Here is a 14,661-nt window from a genome sequence, read left to right on the forward strand (position 1 = left end):
ATAGGACTGCCCGGTGCCGGGGGATCACACCGTCCGGTGAGTGGGCATCCGCGTCCTGGGTGGCGTCTTCCCGCTGAGCGGGCGGACACGCCCTCGGTGGTGTGGGGCCTGTCACGGCCTTGCCCGTGGCGGTGGCGCTGCCATACTTACGAGACCGTAGGTTACGGTTCCGTAGCCGTAGCCGTGCCCCCGAGCCCCGACGAGGGACACCATGACCCTTGGCCCTGAAGCCGTAGAAGATCCGCCGATTTCCGCCGATTCGCCCGCTCCGGCGCGCGGCGCCGCGTTGCCGTCCGCGACGCTGGGTGGTGAGCAGCGCAGGTCGGTCGAGCAGATCACGCTGCTGCTCTTCATCACCGTCCCGTTCGTGGCGCTGGTGGCCGCGGTGCCACTGGCCTGGGGCTGGGGGGTGAGCTGGCTGGATCTCACGTTGCTGACGGTGATGTACTTCATCGGCTGCCATGGCATCACGATCGGCTTCCACCGCTATTTCACGCATGGCGCGTTCAAGGCGAAGCGTCCCCTGCGTATCGCGCTGGCGATCATGGGTTCGCTGGCCGTGGAGGGCCCGCTGGTCCGCTGGGTGGCCGACCACCGCAAGCATCACAAGTTCTCCGACGCCGAGGGTGACCCGCACTCCCCCTGGCGTTACGGGGAGTCGGTGCCCGCCCTGCTCAAGGGCCTGTGGTGGGCCCATGTCGGCTGGATGTTCGACGAGGAGCAGACGCCGCAGCAGAAGTACGCACCGGATCTGATCAAGGACTCGGCGGTCCGGACGATCTCCCGCCAGTTCGTCCTGTGGACGACGGTCTCGCTGCTGATCCCGCCGTTGGTCGGCGGCCTGGTCACCTGGTCGTGGCAGGGCGCCCTCACCGCCTTCTTCTGGGGCTCGCTGGTCCGGGTGGCGCTCCTGCACCACGTCACCTGGTCGATCAACTCCATCTGTCACGCGGTGGGCAAGCGCCCCTTCAAGTCCCGTGACCGCTCGGGCAATGTGTGGTGGCTCGCGGTGCTGTCCTGCGGCGAGTCCTGGCACAACCTGCACCACGCGGACCCGACCTGCGCCCGGCACGGCGTGCTCAAGGGGCAGCTGGACTCCAGCGCCCGTCTGATCCGCTGGTGCGAGCGGGCGGGCTGGGCGTATGACGTGCGGTGGCCGAACGCGTCCCGGCTCGACGCCCGGCGCAAGGAGGCCGCTGCGGCCGGGAGTGCCGCCCGGGGGTAGCCGGGGAAGGCATCATTGACGAGTGGCGAACGACAACAGCAGCAGCGCAGGCAACAACAAGGGCAAGTCTTCCCCGGCCCCGGGTACCCGGCGGGCCCGCCGGGTCCGGATGACCGGCGCCGAGCGCCGGGAGCAGCTGCTGGACATCGGCCGCACCCTGTTCGCCGAGCGCGGCTTCGAGGGCACGTCGGTCGAGGAGATCGCCGCCAAGGCCGGGGTGTCCAAGCCGGTCGTCTATGAGCACTTCGGCGGCAAGGAGGGCCTGTACGCGGTGGTCGTGGACCGCGAGATGCGGCAGCTGCTGGACATGGTGACCGGCGCACTGACCGCCGGCCACCCCCGCGAGCTCCTCGAACAGGCCGCCTTCGCCCTCCTCGACTACATCGAGACGTACACGGACGGCTTCCGCATCCTGGTCCGCGACTCCCCCGTGGCGCAGTCCACGGGCACCTTCGCCTCGCTGATCAGCGACATCGCCACCCAGGTGGAGGACATCCTCGGCCTGGAGTTCAAGGCCCGCGGCTTCGACCCGAAGCTGGCCCCGCTCTACGCCCAGGCCCTGGTCGGCATGGTCGCGCTGACCGGCCAGTGGTGGCTCGACGTCCGCAAACCGAAGAAGGCCGAGGTCGCGGCCCACCTCGTCAACCTGGCCTGGCACGGCCTGGACGGCCTGGAGCCCAAGCCGCGGCTGATAGGGCACCGGAAGAGCTGAACCACTGCCCCGTCGGCCCGCCGGCTCCAGGAACTCCAGCCGGTCGCCGGACGGGGCGGCGAAGTGGCGGCGGAGGCGCGCCGGGCCGGCCTCGGACCGGCGTCTCGCGCGAGCGGCGAGGGACGTGGCCGAGGCCGGCGAGCACGGCAGGTCACCTGGCCCCGGCCGGAAGGGCCGACAGCGGGACCGGTACGCGCACGGGGATCGGCAGGGGGATCACCGGGCGGGTGTGCGGGCCACCGCGAAGATGCGGCGGAAGGGGAAGACCGTGCCGTGGCGGCCGGGCGGGTAGGCCTTGCGGAGGGCGTCGCGGTATTCGGCGAGGAAGGCTTCCTGGGCGGGGGGATCATCCTCCAGGACGGTCAGGACGGGGCGGAGGGCGGTGCCCTTGACCCAGTCGAGGACCGGGTCGTCGCCCTGCAGGAGCTGGACGTAGGTGGTCTCCCAGACGTCGGTGGTGCAGCCGAGGTCGGTGAGGCGTTCGAGGTAGTCGGCGGGTTCGAGGATGTGGACGAAGCGCCGGCCGTGGGTGCCGAGGCGGTCGCGCCAGCGCGGGGAGTCGCACAGTTCGCCGAGGAGGGCGTGGCTGGGCGAGGTGAAGTTGCCGGGGACCTGAAAGGCGAAGGTGCCGCCGGGGGTGACGGCGTCGAGCCAGCGGGCGAAGGACTCGGGGTGGTTGGGGACCCACTGCAGGGCCGCGTTGGAGACGATCAGGTCGAACCGCTCGTCGGGGACCCAGTCGGCGGCGTCGGCCGGCGCGAAGTCGAGGTGGCCGCCGCCGGCGGTGGGGCCGGCGTGGGCCTCGGCCTCCTTCAGCATCTCCGGCGAGTTGTCGTACCCGGTGATGTGCGCGTCGGGCCAGCGGACGACGAGCTCGGCGGTGACATTGCCCGGGCCGCAGCCGAGGTCGGCGATACGGGCGGGGCGGCTCCGCGCGGGAAGTTCCGGTATCCGGGCGAGCAGGTCGCGGAAGGGGCGGGTACGGTGCCCGGCGTGGCGGAGGTATTGCTGCGGATCCCAGATGGGCGCTTCGTACATGTTCTGAACCCCTTTGCTGGTGCAGGGCTGATCTCAAGCCGGCCCGGTCCGAAGCGGGCCGTCTCGGCCAAAGGCCGAGTCCTCGCCGACGATGCCCCATAGTCCAGCGAAATATTTCTTGACGTCAAGAGACTTCATGTCGACAGACCCTCTACACTGATCGCCATGGAGGACGAGGTCGACCGATTGGTCGCAGCATGGCGCCGGGAGCGCCCCGACCTCGACGTGGAGCCGCTCGAGGTCCTCAGCCGCGTCTCCAGGCTGGCCAGGCACCTCGACCGGGCCCGCCGCATCGCGTTCGCCGAGGTGGGACTGGAGCCCTGGGAGTTCGACGTCCTGACGGCGCTGCGCCGCACCGGAGCGCCGTATCAGCTCTCCCCCGGCGCCCTGCTGACCCAGACGCTGGTCACCTCGGGGACGATGACCAACCGCATCGACCGGCTCGCCAAAAAAGGCCTCGTCGAGCGGCTGCCCGACCCCAGTGACCGGCGAGGAGTGCTGGTCAGGCTGACCGCCGAGGGCCGCGACAAGGCCGATCAGTCACTGGCCGGACTGCTGGCGCAGGAACGCGCCATCCTGGCCGAGCTCTCCCGCGAGCAGCGCACCGAACTGGCCGGCCTGCTGCGGCGGTTGACGGGGCCGTTCGACAACCTTCCCGGCTGACCTGGTCGACCGGGTTGGCCGGGTAGACCGGGTTGACCGATTGGCCGGGTTGACCGGTTGGCCGGTTGGCCGGGTTGGCCTGGTCCGGTTGATGCGGTTGCCCCTGTTCACTGGTTGTCGGCTTAAGCGGTCGACAGCATTCCGCCCAGGTGCGCGGCAACCCTCGTGCGCAGGCGCGCGAAAACTTCTCGAAGCAGACCACGGGCGCGTGCTCCCGGAGCACACGGCGCGGGCACGGTCGGATGAGGGTCCGTCCCCCGGAGAGACAGGCCCTCAGACCGCAGCGCGGGAGCCCCTGGGCGGCTCCTGGGCGCGAAAACTGAGGGCACGCGGGCGGGTATCGCGCGCCCCACTCCACCTGGGCGCGCCCCTCCCTTTCACGTCCCCTTGCCCGCCCCTCGCCCGGTGCACTTGGATCACGCCATGGACCAGCAGCGCGCACCGCACCCGGCGAACGGCCCGTACGGCAGACGGTTCGAGGGCCGTACGGTCCTGGTGACCGGGGCCGCGGCGGGGATCGGGGCGGCCACCGCCGACCGGCTGGCCGCCGAGGGTGCCGCCGTCCTGCTGCTGGACACCGACGACGAGCGCGGCGAGCACCTCGCGCGGCGCATCCGCGCGTCCGGCGGCCGGGCCTCGTACGAGCACTGCGACACGGCCGCGGAGGACGACTGGCGGCGGGCCGTGGCAGCGGCACGGACGCGCTACGGGCCGGTGGACGGCCTGGTCGGCAACGTCTCCGGGCCACACCCCGACCCGTACGGGGCCGCGCCCGAGGAGCAGGCAGCTGCCGAGGACCGGGACCGGCGGCTCGCGGCGTGCCTGACCGGTGCCTTCCTCGGCGTCCGCGCCGCTGTGGAGGATCTTCGGCTGCGGTCCGGCGCGGTGGTGCTGGTCTCCTCGGTGCCCGGGCCCCCGGCGGGGCCTGCCGAACCGGCGGGGCCTGCCGAACCGACGGCTCCTGCTGGGCCTACCGGGCCCGCGGAGCCTGTGGGACGGCCCGAGGAGCTTGCCGCCGTCGAGGCCGGGCTGATCCGTCTGGGGCGCCAACTGGCCGTCCATTACGGGCCGGAGGTACGGATCAACAGCGTGCTGCCGGGTCCCGTAGACCTCGGCGGCAGCGGCGCCGTCGTGGAGACGGTCGCGCGGCGGCCGGGACGGCCCGAGGAGATCGCCGCCGCCGTCGCCTTCCTGCTCTCCCCCGAGGCATCGTTCATCACCGGCACGAGTCTCGCCGTGGACGGCGGCCGGCGCGCCGCCGCCCACCGGCCTGACACCGCCTGACGCCACCCGACACCGCCCCACGCCACCTCACGCCGCCGGGCACGCCGGGCGGCGCCCCTACGGAACGGGCACCGACGCCGCCGCGGCCGCCGTCTCCAGCTCGACCGGGCCCACCCCCGCCCGGCGGGCCAGCGCCACCGCCGCGAGGGTCGAGTGCACCCCCAGCTTGCCGAGCACATTCTGCATATGCGTCCGCACCGTGTGCGGGGAGAGGAACAGCCGCTCGGCGACGGCCTTGCGCCCCAGGCCCGCCACCATGCAGCGCAGCACCTCGCGCTCCCGCGGCGTGAGCGACTCCACCAGCCGCTCGCTCTCCGACCGGTGCTTGCGGGCGGCCGTCAACTCCCGCAGGACACCGGTCAGCAGCGCCGGCGGCAGATGCGTTTCATCACGCAGCACACCGCGGATCACGGCGAGCAGCCGGGACAGCGAGCAGTCCTTGGCGACCCAGCCCGACGCACCGGCCTGCAGCGCGGCGGCCGCCCGGCGCGGGTCGTCGCGGTCCGCGAGGACGACCGTGCGCAGGTACGGGTGGCTGCTGCGCAGCCCGGAGACCAGCGCGATCCCGTCCCGCGGGCAGTTGCGCGGCACCGCTTCGCGCCCCGGGCGCACCGCCGCGTCACGAGCCGTGGGCACCGCCGCGTCACGAGCCGACGACACCGCCTCACGGGCCAACGGCACCGCTTCACGCGCCGACGGCACCGCCTCGCGGGCCGGGCCCGGCGGCTGTGCGGGCACCGCGAGGAGCGGTGCGGCGAGGTCGGCGTCGGCAAGCAGTACGTCGAACCGGCGGCCGTCGGCGGCCGCCCGGTCGAGCGTGCGCAGGGCCGCGGGAGCGCTGCCCGCGGCCGCGACGTCCACGTCCTGTTCCGCGGCGAGCGCGGCGGCCAGGGATTCGGCGAAGATGCGGTGATCGTCGACCACCAGAACCCGGATGCGTTGCACAGAGACCCCCTGTCTCGGTGAACGGACCATAGCGGGCACGACGCCCGGATTGAAGATCGCCTCAACCGCACGGCCGCCGCCGTGCCGGCATGACCACCCCACCCGGCGCGCCGTACCCGAACAGTCTCGCCCCCTGATCAGCACCGGCCCCCACCGGTGCAGGATCTCAGGGTACGGACGGGGTGCGGCGAGGGAAGGCGAATGACGAAACTCCTGCCGTCGGCGGGCCATTTGGCGACGGCTCGGTGACCACGCGCCGTCCGGTACGCCGTCCACTACGCCCTGCTTGCCCCAGTGCGCTACGTGGGCCGGTGCGCTACGTGGGCCGGTGCGCTCTGCGGCCTGGTGCACTCTGCGGTCCGGTGCACTCTGCGGTCCGGCGCGTCACGTGATCCGGTGCGCTCCCGCGCTCGGGACGGCCTCGAACAGCCGTGGGGCGGTGTGCCCGGCAGCCGCGAACGCCTCGGTGACCGCCGTGCCGACGGCCGCCGCGTCCGCCTCCTCGACGAGCACGATCGCCGAGCCGCCGAAGCCGCCGCCGGTCATCCGGGCCCCGAGGGCGCCGGCCGCGGTGGCGGCCTCGACGACGAGATCGAGCTCCGGGCAGGAGACGGTGAAGTCGTCGCGGAGCGAGGCGTGGCCGGCCGTCAACAGCGGGCCGATGGCACGGGGACGGCCCGCGTCCAGGCAGGCGATGACCTCGGCCACCCGGTGGTTCTCGGTGACGACGTGCCGGACGAGGGGCTGGACGTCCGGTACGCCGGCCAGTCGCGCCAGCGCGTCGGGCAGCTGTGCCGGGGCCACGTCGCGCAGGGCCCGTATGCCGAGCGCCCGCGCGGCACGCTCACAGCCGGCGCGCCGTTCGGCGTATGCGCCGTCCCCCAGTGCGTGCTTCACCCGGGTGTCGACCGCCAGGAGCCGCAGCCCCTCGCCCGCCAGGTCGAACGGCACCTGGCGGAGGGTGAGGTCGCGGGTGTCGAGGAACAGCGTGTGTCCTTCGGTGCAGCAGGCCGCGGCGGTCTGGTCCATGATTCCGCAGGGCACTCCGACGAAGGCGTTCTCGGCGTGCTGGGCGATCCGGGCCAGCCGCCGCCGGTCCAGGCCGAGCGCGTAGAGGTCGTCGAGAGCGAGCGCGGTGGCGACCTCCAGGGCCGCGGAGGAGGAGAGTCCGGCGCCGGTGGGCACCGTGCTGTCGAAGTGCAGATCCGCGCCGCCGACGGGCAGCCCGGCCTCCCGCATCGCCCAGACGACGCCCGCCGGGTAGGCCGCCCAGCCGGCCCAGCCGGCCTGGGGCGGCGCCGCCGGGCAGAGCTCGTCGATACGCAGGTCGACTCGCAGATCGACGACTCCACCGTCGGCGCCGCCGGAGTGCAGCCGCAGCACTCCGTCCGTACGGGGTGCTGCGGCGGCGAGTGTGGTGTGCGGGAGGGCCAGCGGCATCACGAAGCCGTCGTTGTAGTCGGTGTGTTCACCGATCAGGTTGACGCGGCCGGGGGCGGCCCAGACGCCGGCGGGCTCCGCCCCGTAGATCTCGCGGAAGGCGGCGGCGGTCCGGCGTGCGCGCTGCTGCGTCTCCGTCACGAGGTGCAGCCGCCCTCAACGGTCCGGCCGTCCTCGGCAGTCCGGCCGTCCTCGGCGGTCCGGCCGTCCTCGGCGGTCCGGCCGTTCTGGGCGAAGGCCCACGCGTCGGCGACGATCCCCGCCAGGTCGGCGCGGCGGGGCCGCCAGCCCAGCCGGTCGACGGCGGTCCACGCGGAGGCCACCAGGACGGCCGGGTCACCGCCGCGGCGCGGAGCGGCGACCTCGGGGATGGGGTGCCCGGTGACCTTGCGGGCGGTCTCGATGACCTCGCGTACGGAGAAGCCGTTGCCGTTGCCGAGGTTGCAGATCAGGTGCTCGCCGGCGGTGGACACGTCGAGGGCGAGGAGGTGGGCCTCGGCGAGGTCCGCGACGTGGAGGTAGTCGCGGACACAGGTGCCGTCGGGGGTGGGGTAGTCGTCACCGTAGACGGAGATCGTCGCGCGCTTGCCCTGGGCGACCTGGAGGACGAGCGGGATGAGGTGCGACTCGGGGTCATGGCGCTCACCGAAGCCGCCGTAGGCGCCGGCGACGTTGAAGTACCGCAGGGAGACCGCGGCCAGTCCGTGGGCGGTGGCCTCGCCGCTGATCATGTGGTCGACGGCGAGCTTGCTCGCCCCGTACGGGGAGGTGGGGGCGGTCGGGTCGGTCTCGGTGATCGGGGTGCGCGCCGGCTCCCCGTACGTCGCGGCGGTGGAGGAGAAGACGAGCTTGCGCACGCCCGCCGAGCGCATCGCGGCGAGCAGCGCCATGGTGCCGCCGACGTTGTTGTCCCAGTACTTCTCGGGTTGCACGACGGACTCGCCGACCTGCGAGAACGCGGCGAAGTGCAGCACCGCGTCATAGGAGGCGTCGAACCACGCGGCGCCGCGCGCTCCGTCGAACGCGGTGCGGATGTCGCCCTCGATGAACTCGGCGCCGGCCGGGACGGCGTCCCGGAAGCCGGTCGAGAGGTTGTCGAGGACGGTCACCGTGTGGCCGGCCTCCAGCAGGTGCTGGGCCACGACGCTTCCGACATAGCCGGCCCCACCCGTCACCACGTACTTGCTCATGACTCGCTCGCTGCCTCTCGCAGTCGTTCGGCCGCGGCCTCCGGCGGCACGTCGTTGATGAACACGTTCATGCCGGATTCGGAACCCGCGAGGAACTTCAGCTTGCCGGGCGTCCGGCGGATGGTGAACAGCTCGAGGTGGAGGGCGAACTCGGCGCGTTGCTCCGCACCGCGCACCGGCGCCTGGTGCCAAGCCGCGATGTACGGGGTCGGGGCCGGCGAGGCCCCGCCCCCGCCGAAGAGCCGGTCGAACCTCCGCAGAAGCTCCAGGTAGACCCGCGGGAACTCGGCGCGCGCGGCGTCGTCGAGGGCGGGCAGATCCGGAACGCGACGCTTCGGGTAGAGGTGCACCTCGTAGGGCCAGTGGGCGGCGTACGGGACGAAGGCGAACCAGTGCGCGGCGTCGAGCACGATGCGGCGGCCGTCGGCGCGTTCGTCGGCGAGAACGTCGTCGAAGAGGTTCCGGCCGCCGGTCGCCTTCCGGTGGGCGGCGAGCGAGGTGAGCATGCGCTCGGTGCGCGGGGTGACGAAGGGGTAGGCGTAGATCTGGCCGTGCGGATGGCCGAGGGTGACGCCGATCTCCTCGCCGCGGTTCTCGAAGCAGAAGACCTGTGCCACGCCGGGGAGTTGGGAGAGTTCGGCGGTGCGGTCGGCCCAGGCGGCCAGGACCAGGGCGGCCTGTTCGTCGGTGAGGTCGGCGAAGGAGGCGTCATGGTCGGAGGTGAAGCAGACGACCTCGCAGCGGCCGTGACCGCCGGCCAGGGAGGGGAAGCGGTTCTCGAAGACGGCGACGTCGTAGTCGGCGGCGGGGATCTCGGAGAGCCGGCCGCCGCGGGAGGGGCACAGCGGGCATTCGTCGGCCGGCGGGTGGTAGGTGCGGGCCTGGCGGTGGGAGGCGATGGCCACGGAGTCGCCGAGGAGACGGTCGTGGCGGATCTCGGAGTCGGTGGCGACGGGGTCGAGGGGGCGCCGGTCGGCGGCGTCTCGTACGACGTCGTCCCGCGCGTCGTAGTAGATGAGCTCCCGGCCGTCCGCGAGCCGCGCCGTCGTCTTCTTCACGGAAAAGCCGCTCCTCACCGACCCCACCACCTCAAACATAAACAAACACAATGAAGCACAAGTAAACACCGACGTCAACGCACACCCACATCCACGCCCACATCCACGCCCACATCCAACCGCCCATCGACAGCCGCTCCACGCCGCCCCGCACCTCAAGATCAAACGACTCAATCGAACAAAAGTCTTCAGTTTCTCAAGGTCTCGGCGTAGCTTTCTGTGCGTTCTGATCGCTCTAGGAAGCGAGTTCCCACCGTGATCACCCTGGCTGAAGGGCTCCGGCTCCCCACCAACGCCCTGGACTACACGATCCTGGCCCTCTACTTCGTCGTCGTCCTCGGCATCGGATTCGCGGCACGACGCAGTGTCAGGACGAGCCTGGACTTCTTCCTCTCCGGGCGGTCACTGCCCGCCTGGGTCACCGGCCTGGCCTTCGTCGCCGCCAATCTCGGCGCCACCGAGATCCTCGGGATGGCCGCCAACGGCGCGCAGTACGGCGCCTACACCGTCCACTGGTACTGGATCGGCGCCATCCCGGCGATGGTCTTCCTGGGCCTGGTGATGATGCCGTTCTACTACGGCTCCAAGGTGCGCTCGGTGCCGGAGTTCCTGCTGCACCGCTTCGGCCCCTCCTCGCACCTGCTCTCGTCGGTCATCTTCGCCGTTTCGTCCGTACTGATCGCGGGTGTGAACCTCTATGCGATGGCGATCGTGCTGCAGGCGCTGCTCGGCTGGCCGCAGTGGGTGGCGATCGTGGTCGCCGGGTGCTTCGTCCTGGCGTACATCACCATCGGCGGCCTCTCCTCGGCGATCTACAACGAGGTGCTGCAGTTCTTCGTGATCCTCGCCGCGCTGATACCGCTGACCGTCGTCGGCCTCAAGCGCGTCGGCGGCTGGGACGGCCTGAGCCACTCGCTCACCTCCTCGCACGGCGACGCGTTCCTCACGGCCTGGAAGGGCACCGGCATCGGCGAGGGCAACCCGCTCGGCGCGAACTGGCTCACCATCGTCCTCGGCCTCGGCTTCGTGATGAGCTTCGGTTACTGGACCACCAACTTCGCCGAGGTGCAGCGCGCCCTGTCCGCCAAGAACCTCTCCGCCGCCCGGCGCACCCCGCTGATCGCCGCCTTCCCCAAGATCCTCATCCCGATGGTGGTGCTCGTGCCCGGCCTGATCGCCCTGGTCATGGAGCCGACGCTGGGGAAGTCCGCCGACGGCCTCCAGTACAACGACGCCATCCCGGTCCTGATGCGCGACCTGCTCCCCAACGGCGTCCTGGGCATCGCGGTAACCGGCCTGCTGGCGGCCTTCATGGCCGGGATGGCGGCCAATGTCTCGTCCTTCAACACGGTCTTCACCAACGACATCTGGGCCGCGTACCTGAAGAAGGGCCGCGCGGACTCGTACTACCTCGCGACGGGACGCGTGGTCACCGCGGCCGGGGTGCTGACCGGCATGGGCACGGCCTTCATCGCCTCGTCCTTCAGCAACATCATGAACTACCTCCAGACGCTGTTCTCCTTCTTCAACGTGCCGTTGTTCGTGGTCTTCGTCATCGGCATGTTCTGGAAGCGGACCAGCGCCGCGGCCGGATTCTGGGGGCTGCTCTCCGGAACCGTGGCCGCGATGGTCAACTACTTCTGGTTCTACCAGCGGGGCATCATCGCCATCCCCTCCGACCAGGGCGCCAACTTCGTCTCCTCGATCGTCGCCTTCGTCGTCGGCGCGCTGGTGATGGTCGCCGTCACCCTGGCCACCAAGCCCAGGCCCGCCGAGTCCCTGGCCGGACTGGTCTACGGCACCAGGTCACCCGGCATGGGGGAACTGCCGGCCGAGGGCGACGACGTCTGGTACCGCAAGCCCGCCCTGCTCGGCTGGGGCGCCGTCGTCCTGGCCGCCGCCTGCTACGTCCCGTTCTCCCTCTGAAACCAGCGGAGTTGAACCACCATGAGTGATTACCAGCACGAGGTCGAGGAGCTGGAGCGCACATCGGCGACCGCCGCCCGGCTCTTCGACATACGGCGCATCATCGGCGGCCTGTTCGTCGTCTACGGCGTGATAGTCGGCATCGCCGGCCTGACCGCGTCCGACGCGGACCTCAAGAAGGCCCAGGGCATCAACATCAACCTGTGGACCGGCCTCGGCATGCTCGCGCTCGGCCTCTTCTTCCTGATCTGGCTGAAACTCCGGCCGACCGCCCCGCCTGCCGTCGAGGTGCCGGCCGCCGGCTCCGGGGACTGACCCCTCACTGCGGCGGGACCGGATCGTCCGGTCCCGGCTCCGTCTTCCGTGCAGCGCGTCCGCCACCGCCGCCCGCGCGTTCCAGCAGCCCGGTACGTGCCGCCAGCGCGGCGGCCTCCAGCCGCGACCCCACCTCCAGCTTCATCAGCACCCGCTGGACGTGCGTCCGCGCCGTACTCGGCGCGATATCCATGCCGGCCGCGATCAGCCGGGTGTCCTCCCCGTCCGCGACCCGCATCAGCACCTCCACCTCGCGCGGGGTGAGCAGCTCCAGCAGCCGCGCCCCCTCGTCGTCCGGCTGCGCCGCGGGGTGCAGCAGCTCCTCGAAGGCCTGCTGCAACAGCTGCGGGGAGACCGCCGACTCCCCCGCCCGCGCCTTCATCATGGCGCGCTCCACGCCCTCGATCCGCTCGTCATTGCGTACGTACCCGGAGGCGCCGGCCGCGAACGCCGCCGCGATCCCCCGCGGACTCGGCACCGGCCCCAGCACCACCACCGAGACCTGCGGCCGCTCCTTCTTGATCCGCACGACCGGATCGAACGCCCCCGGCTGGGCGGGCGCCGCGGTGCCCAGCAGGCAGACCTCGGGCGCCCGGCTCACCACCAGGTCCGCGGCCCCGGCGCTGGGCGCGGCGGCCGCCAGCACGCGGTGTCCGCGCAGCTTCAGCGCCGAGGCGAGCGCCTCCGCGAGCAGACGGTGATCGTCGACCACCATGAGCCGTACGCCCATCGACCAGCCCCTCCCCTTCGGCCCCCTTCGGCGCGCCCCACCGCGACCCGTCCAGGCCACTCGTCCCCGGGAAGCTACACGTTCAGCTGCCGAAGCGCGCCCCCTACCGGGGAGAAGACCCCCGGAATGCTGGAATCCCGGCCAACCGGGGCCGATTGGCACCCGGTTGGCCGGGATCAGGCGCATCTAGGCACCCTCCGGACGAACCAACGAAGAGCTGCCCAACGAGCTGCGCGAAGAGCCACACGAGAAGCTAAACGCCCTGCCACATGGCGAGTTACGCGCTCTCCGCGCGTTACGCGTCCTCCGCCAGCTCCAGCCAGCGCATCTCCAGTTCCTCCCGCTCAGCGGTCAGCCCACGCAGCTCCGCGTCCAGCCCGGCGACCTTCTCGAAGTCCGTCGCATGCTCGGCGATCTGCGCGTGGAGCGCGCTCTCCTTGTCCCCGATCTTGTCCAACTGCCGCTCGATCCGCTGGAGTTCCTTCTGCGCGGCGCGGGTGACGGCGGCGGACTTCTTGGGCCCGGCGGCCGCCGACTGCGGCGCGGGTGCCGCCGGCACCGCGGCCTCGATCAGCTTCTGGCGACGCTCCAGGTACTCGTCCAGCCCGCGCGGCAGCATCCGCAGCGTGGCGTCGCCGAGCAGCGCGAAGACGCGGTCCGTGGTCCGCTCGATGAAGTACCGGTCGTGGCTGATGACGATCAGCGAGCCGGGCCAGCCGTCGAGCACGTCCTCCAGCTGCGTCAGCGTCTCGATGTCGAGATCGTTGGTCGGCTCGTCCAGGAACAGCACGTTCGGCTCGTCCATCAGCAGCCGCAGGATCTGCAGCCGCCGCCGCTCACCGCCCGACAGGTCGCCGACCGGCGTCCACTGCTTCTCCTTCGTGAACCCGAACTTCTCGCAGAGCTGTCCGGCGGTCATCTCCCGTCCCTTGCCGAGGTCGACGCGCTCGCGCACCCGCTGCACGGCCTCCAGCACCCGCCAGTCCGGGTCGAGCTCGGCCACCTCCTGCGACAGATACGCCAGCTTCACGGTCTTGCCGACCACGACCCGTCCGCCGGCCGGCTGCCGCTCCCCCTGCGTACGGGCCGCCTCGGCCAGCGCCCGCAGCAGCGAGGTCTTCCCGGCGCCGTTCACACCGACCAGACCGATCCGGTCCCCCGGCCCCAGCTGCCAGGTCAGGTGCTTGAGCAGCACCTTCGGCCCGGCCTGGATGCTCACGTCCTCCAGGTCGAAAACGGTCTTGCCCAGCCGCGAACTGGCGAACTTCATCAGCTCCGCGCTGTCCCTCGGCGGCGGGACATCCGCGATCAGCTCGTTGGCCGCCTCGATCCGGAACCGCGGCTTGCTCGTACGGGCCGGAGCGCCGCGCCGCAGCCACGCCAGCTCCTTGCGCATCAGGTTCTGCCGCTTGGCCTCCTCGGAGGCCGCGATCCGCTCCCGTTCGGCCCGGGCGAAGACGTAGTCGCTGTAGCCGCCCTCGTACTCGTGCACGTCGCCGCGCTGGACGTCCCACATCCGCGTACACACCTGGTCGAGGAACCAGCGGTCGTGGGTGACGACCACCAGCGCCGACCGCCGGGCCTGCAAATGCCGGGCCAGCCACGAGATGCCCTCCACATCCAGGTGGTTGGTCGGCTCGTCCAGCACGATCAGGTCCTGCTCGGCGATCAGCAGCTTGGCCAGCGCGATCCGCCGCCGCTCACCACCGGACAGCGGCCCGATGACGGTGTCCAGCCCCTGCGTGAAGCCCGGCAGGTGCAGATCCCCGAAGAGGCCGGTCAGCACATCCCGGATCTTGGCATTTCCCGCCCACTCGTGATCGGCGAGATCACCGATCACCTCATGCCGGATGGTGGCTTCCGGATCGAGCGAGTCATGCTGGGTCAGCACCCCCAGCCGCAGCCCTCCGCTATGGGTGACCCGTCCTTCGTCCGCGCCCTCCAGCTTGGCGAGGATCCGGATCAGGGTGGTCTTCCCGTCGCCATTGCGCCCGACGACGCCGATCCGGTCGCCCTCATTGACACCGAGGGAGACACCGTCGAGCAGCGCACGCAGCGCGTACGCCTTGCTGACGGCTTCCAGATTGACGAGGTTGACGGCCATCTCACTCCTGCGTTCACATCGATCGACCTCC

The 14,661-nt window shown here is 71.5% G+C and carries 13 protein-coding genes; 6 read left to right on the forward strand and 7 right to left on the reverse strand.

What is annotated here, in order from left to right; all coding sequences use genetic code 11:
• The first annotated feature begins 211 nt into the window (after nucleotides 1-211).
• Together AZE13_RS19240 and AZE13_RS19245 are read left to right on the forward strand one after the other, a co-directional pair.
• Nucleotides 212-1,225 (forward strand): acyl-CoA desaturase, encoded by a 1,014-nt coding sequence (locus tag AZE13_RS19240; protein WP_066933081.1) that lies wholly within the window; start codon nucleotides 212-214, stop codon nucleotides 1,223-1,225.
• A 22-nt stretch (nucleotides 1,226-1,247) separates the two neighbouring features.
• A complete protein-coding gene (locus tag AZE13_RS19245) occupies nucleotides 1,248-1,937 on the forward strand; it encodes a TetR/AcrR family transcriptional regulator (protein ID WP_066933084.1) in 690 nt (229 codons plus the stop codon).
• A gap of 216 nt (nucleotides 1,938-2,153) precedes the next feature.
• Here AZE13_RS19245 and AZE13_RS19250 read toward each other — a convergent pair whose 3' ends face one another.
• The gene (locus AZE13_RS19250) at nucleotides 2,154-2,975 is read right to left on the reverse strand and encodes a trans-aconitate 2-methyltransferase (protein WP_066933087.1); all 822 of its coding nucleotides are present in this window, start codon (nucleotides 2,973-2,975) and stop codon (nucleotides 2,154-2,156) included.
• A 165-nt stretch (nucleotides 2,976-3,140) separates the two neighbouring features.
• Between AZE13_RS19250 and AZE13_RS19255 the strand changes: the two genes are divergently transcribed.
• Both AZE13_RS19255 and AZE13_RS19260 read left to right on the forward strand, forming a co-directional pair.
• Entirely contained in the window at nucleotides 3,141-3,638 is a 498-nt protein-coding gene (locus AZE13_RS19255) for a MarR family winged helix-turn-helix transcriptional regulator (protein WP_066933091.1), read from the forward strand.
• 423 nt (nucleotides 3,639-4,061) lie between these two features.
• A complete protein-coding gene (locus AZE13_RS19260; RefSeq protein WP_066933094.1) occupies nucleotides 4,062-4,922 on the forward strand; it encodes an SDR family NAD(P)-dependent oxidoreductase in 861 nt (286 codons plus the stop codon).
• Nucleotides 4,923-4,979: 57 nt separating this feature from the next.
• Here AZE13_RS19260 and AZE13_RS19265 read toward each other — a convergent pair whose 3' ends face one another.
• The 4 genes from AZE13_RS19265 to galT all read right to left on the reverse strand — a co-directional run bounded on the left by AZE13_RS19265 (nucleotide 4,980) and on the right by galT (nucleotide 9,555).
• Nucleotides 4,980-5,867, reverse strand: coding sequence for a response regulator transcription factor (locus AZE13_RS19265; protein WP_066933097.1), 888 nt, complete (start codon nucleotides 5,865-5,867; stop codon nucleotides 4,980-4,982).
• Nucleotides 5,868-6,251: 384 nt separating this feature from the next.
• Nucleotides 6,252-7,448 (reverse strand): galactokinase, encoded by a 1,197-nt coding sequence (galK, locus tag AZE13_RS19270; protein ID WP_066933100.1) that lies wholly within the window; start codon nucleotides 7,446-7,448, stop codon nucleotides 6,252-6,254.
• Nucleotides 7,445-8,497 carry a UDP-glucose 4-epimerase GalE gene (galE, locus tag AZE13_RS19275; protein ID WP_079124149.1) on the reverse strand — a complete coding sequence of 351 codons (1,053 nt, stop codon included), beginning with the start codon at nucleotides 8,495-8,497 and terminating at the stop codon, nucleotides 7,445-7,447. Before galE ends, galK begins: the two co-directional genes overlap by 4 nt.
• Entirely contained in the window at nucleotides 8,494-9,555 is a 1,062-nt protein-coding gene (gene galT, locus AZE13_RS19280) for a galactose-1-phosphate uridylyltransferase (protein WP_066933103.1), read from the reverse strand. Before galT ends, galE begins: the two co-directional genes overlap by 4 nt.
• A gap of 255 nt (nucleotides 9,556-9,810) precedes the next feature.
• Between galT and AZE13_RS19285 the strand changes: the two genes are divergently transcribed.
• Nucleotides 9,811-11,481 (forward strand): sodium:solute symporter family protein, encoded by a 1,671-nt coding sequence (locus AZE13_RS19285; protein ID WP_079124150.1) that lies wholly within the window; start codon nucleotides 9,811-9,813, stop codon nucleotides 11,479-11,481.
• A gap of 21 nt (nucleotides 11,482-11,502) precedes the next feature.
• The gene (locus tag AZE13_RS19290; RefSeq protein ID WP_066933106.1) at nucleotides 11,503-11,796 is read left to right on the forward strand and encodes a hypothetical protein; all 294 of its coding nucleotides are present in this window, start codon (nucleotides 11,503-11,505) and stop codon (nucleotides 11,794-11,796) included.
• A 4-nt stretch (nucleotides 11,797-11,800) separates the two neighbouring features.
• On the opposite strand, the gene AZE13_RS19295 is transcribed toward AZE13_RS19290, so the two are convergent.
• Entirely contained in the window at nucleotides 11,801-12,526 is a 726-nt protein-coding gene (locus tag AZE13_RS19295; protein WP_066933109.1) for a response regulator transcription factor, read from the reverse strand.
• A gap of 295 nt (nucleotides 12,527-12,821) precedes the next feature.
• Nucleotides 12,822-14,630: an ABC-F family ATP-binding cassette domain-containing protein gene (locus AZE13_RS19300; RefSeq protein ID WP_066933112.1), complete on the reverse strand. Its 1,809-nt coding sequence runs from the start codon at nucleotides 14,628-14,630 to the stop codon at nucleotides 12,822-12,824.
• Nucleotides 14,631-14,661 lie beyond the last annotated feature (31 nt).

Source organism: Streptomyces sp. NBRC 110611, from assembly GCF_001590865.1.
Lineage (GTDB): Bacteria > Actinomycetota > Actinomycetes > Streptomycetales > Streptomycetaceae > Streptomyces.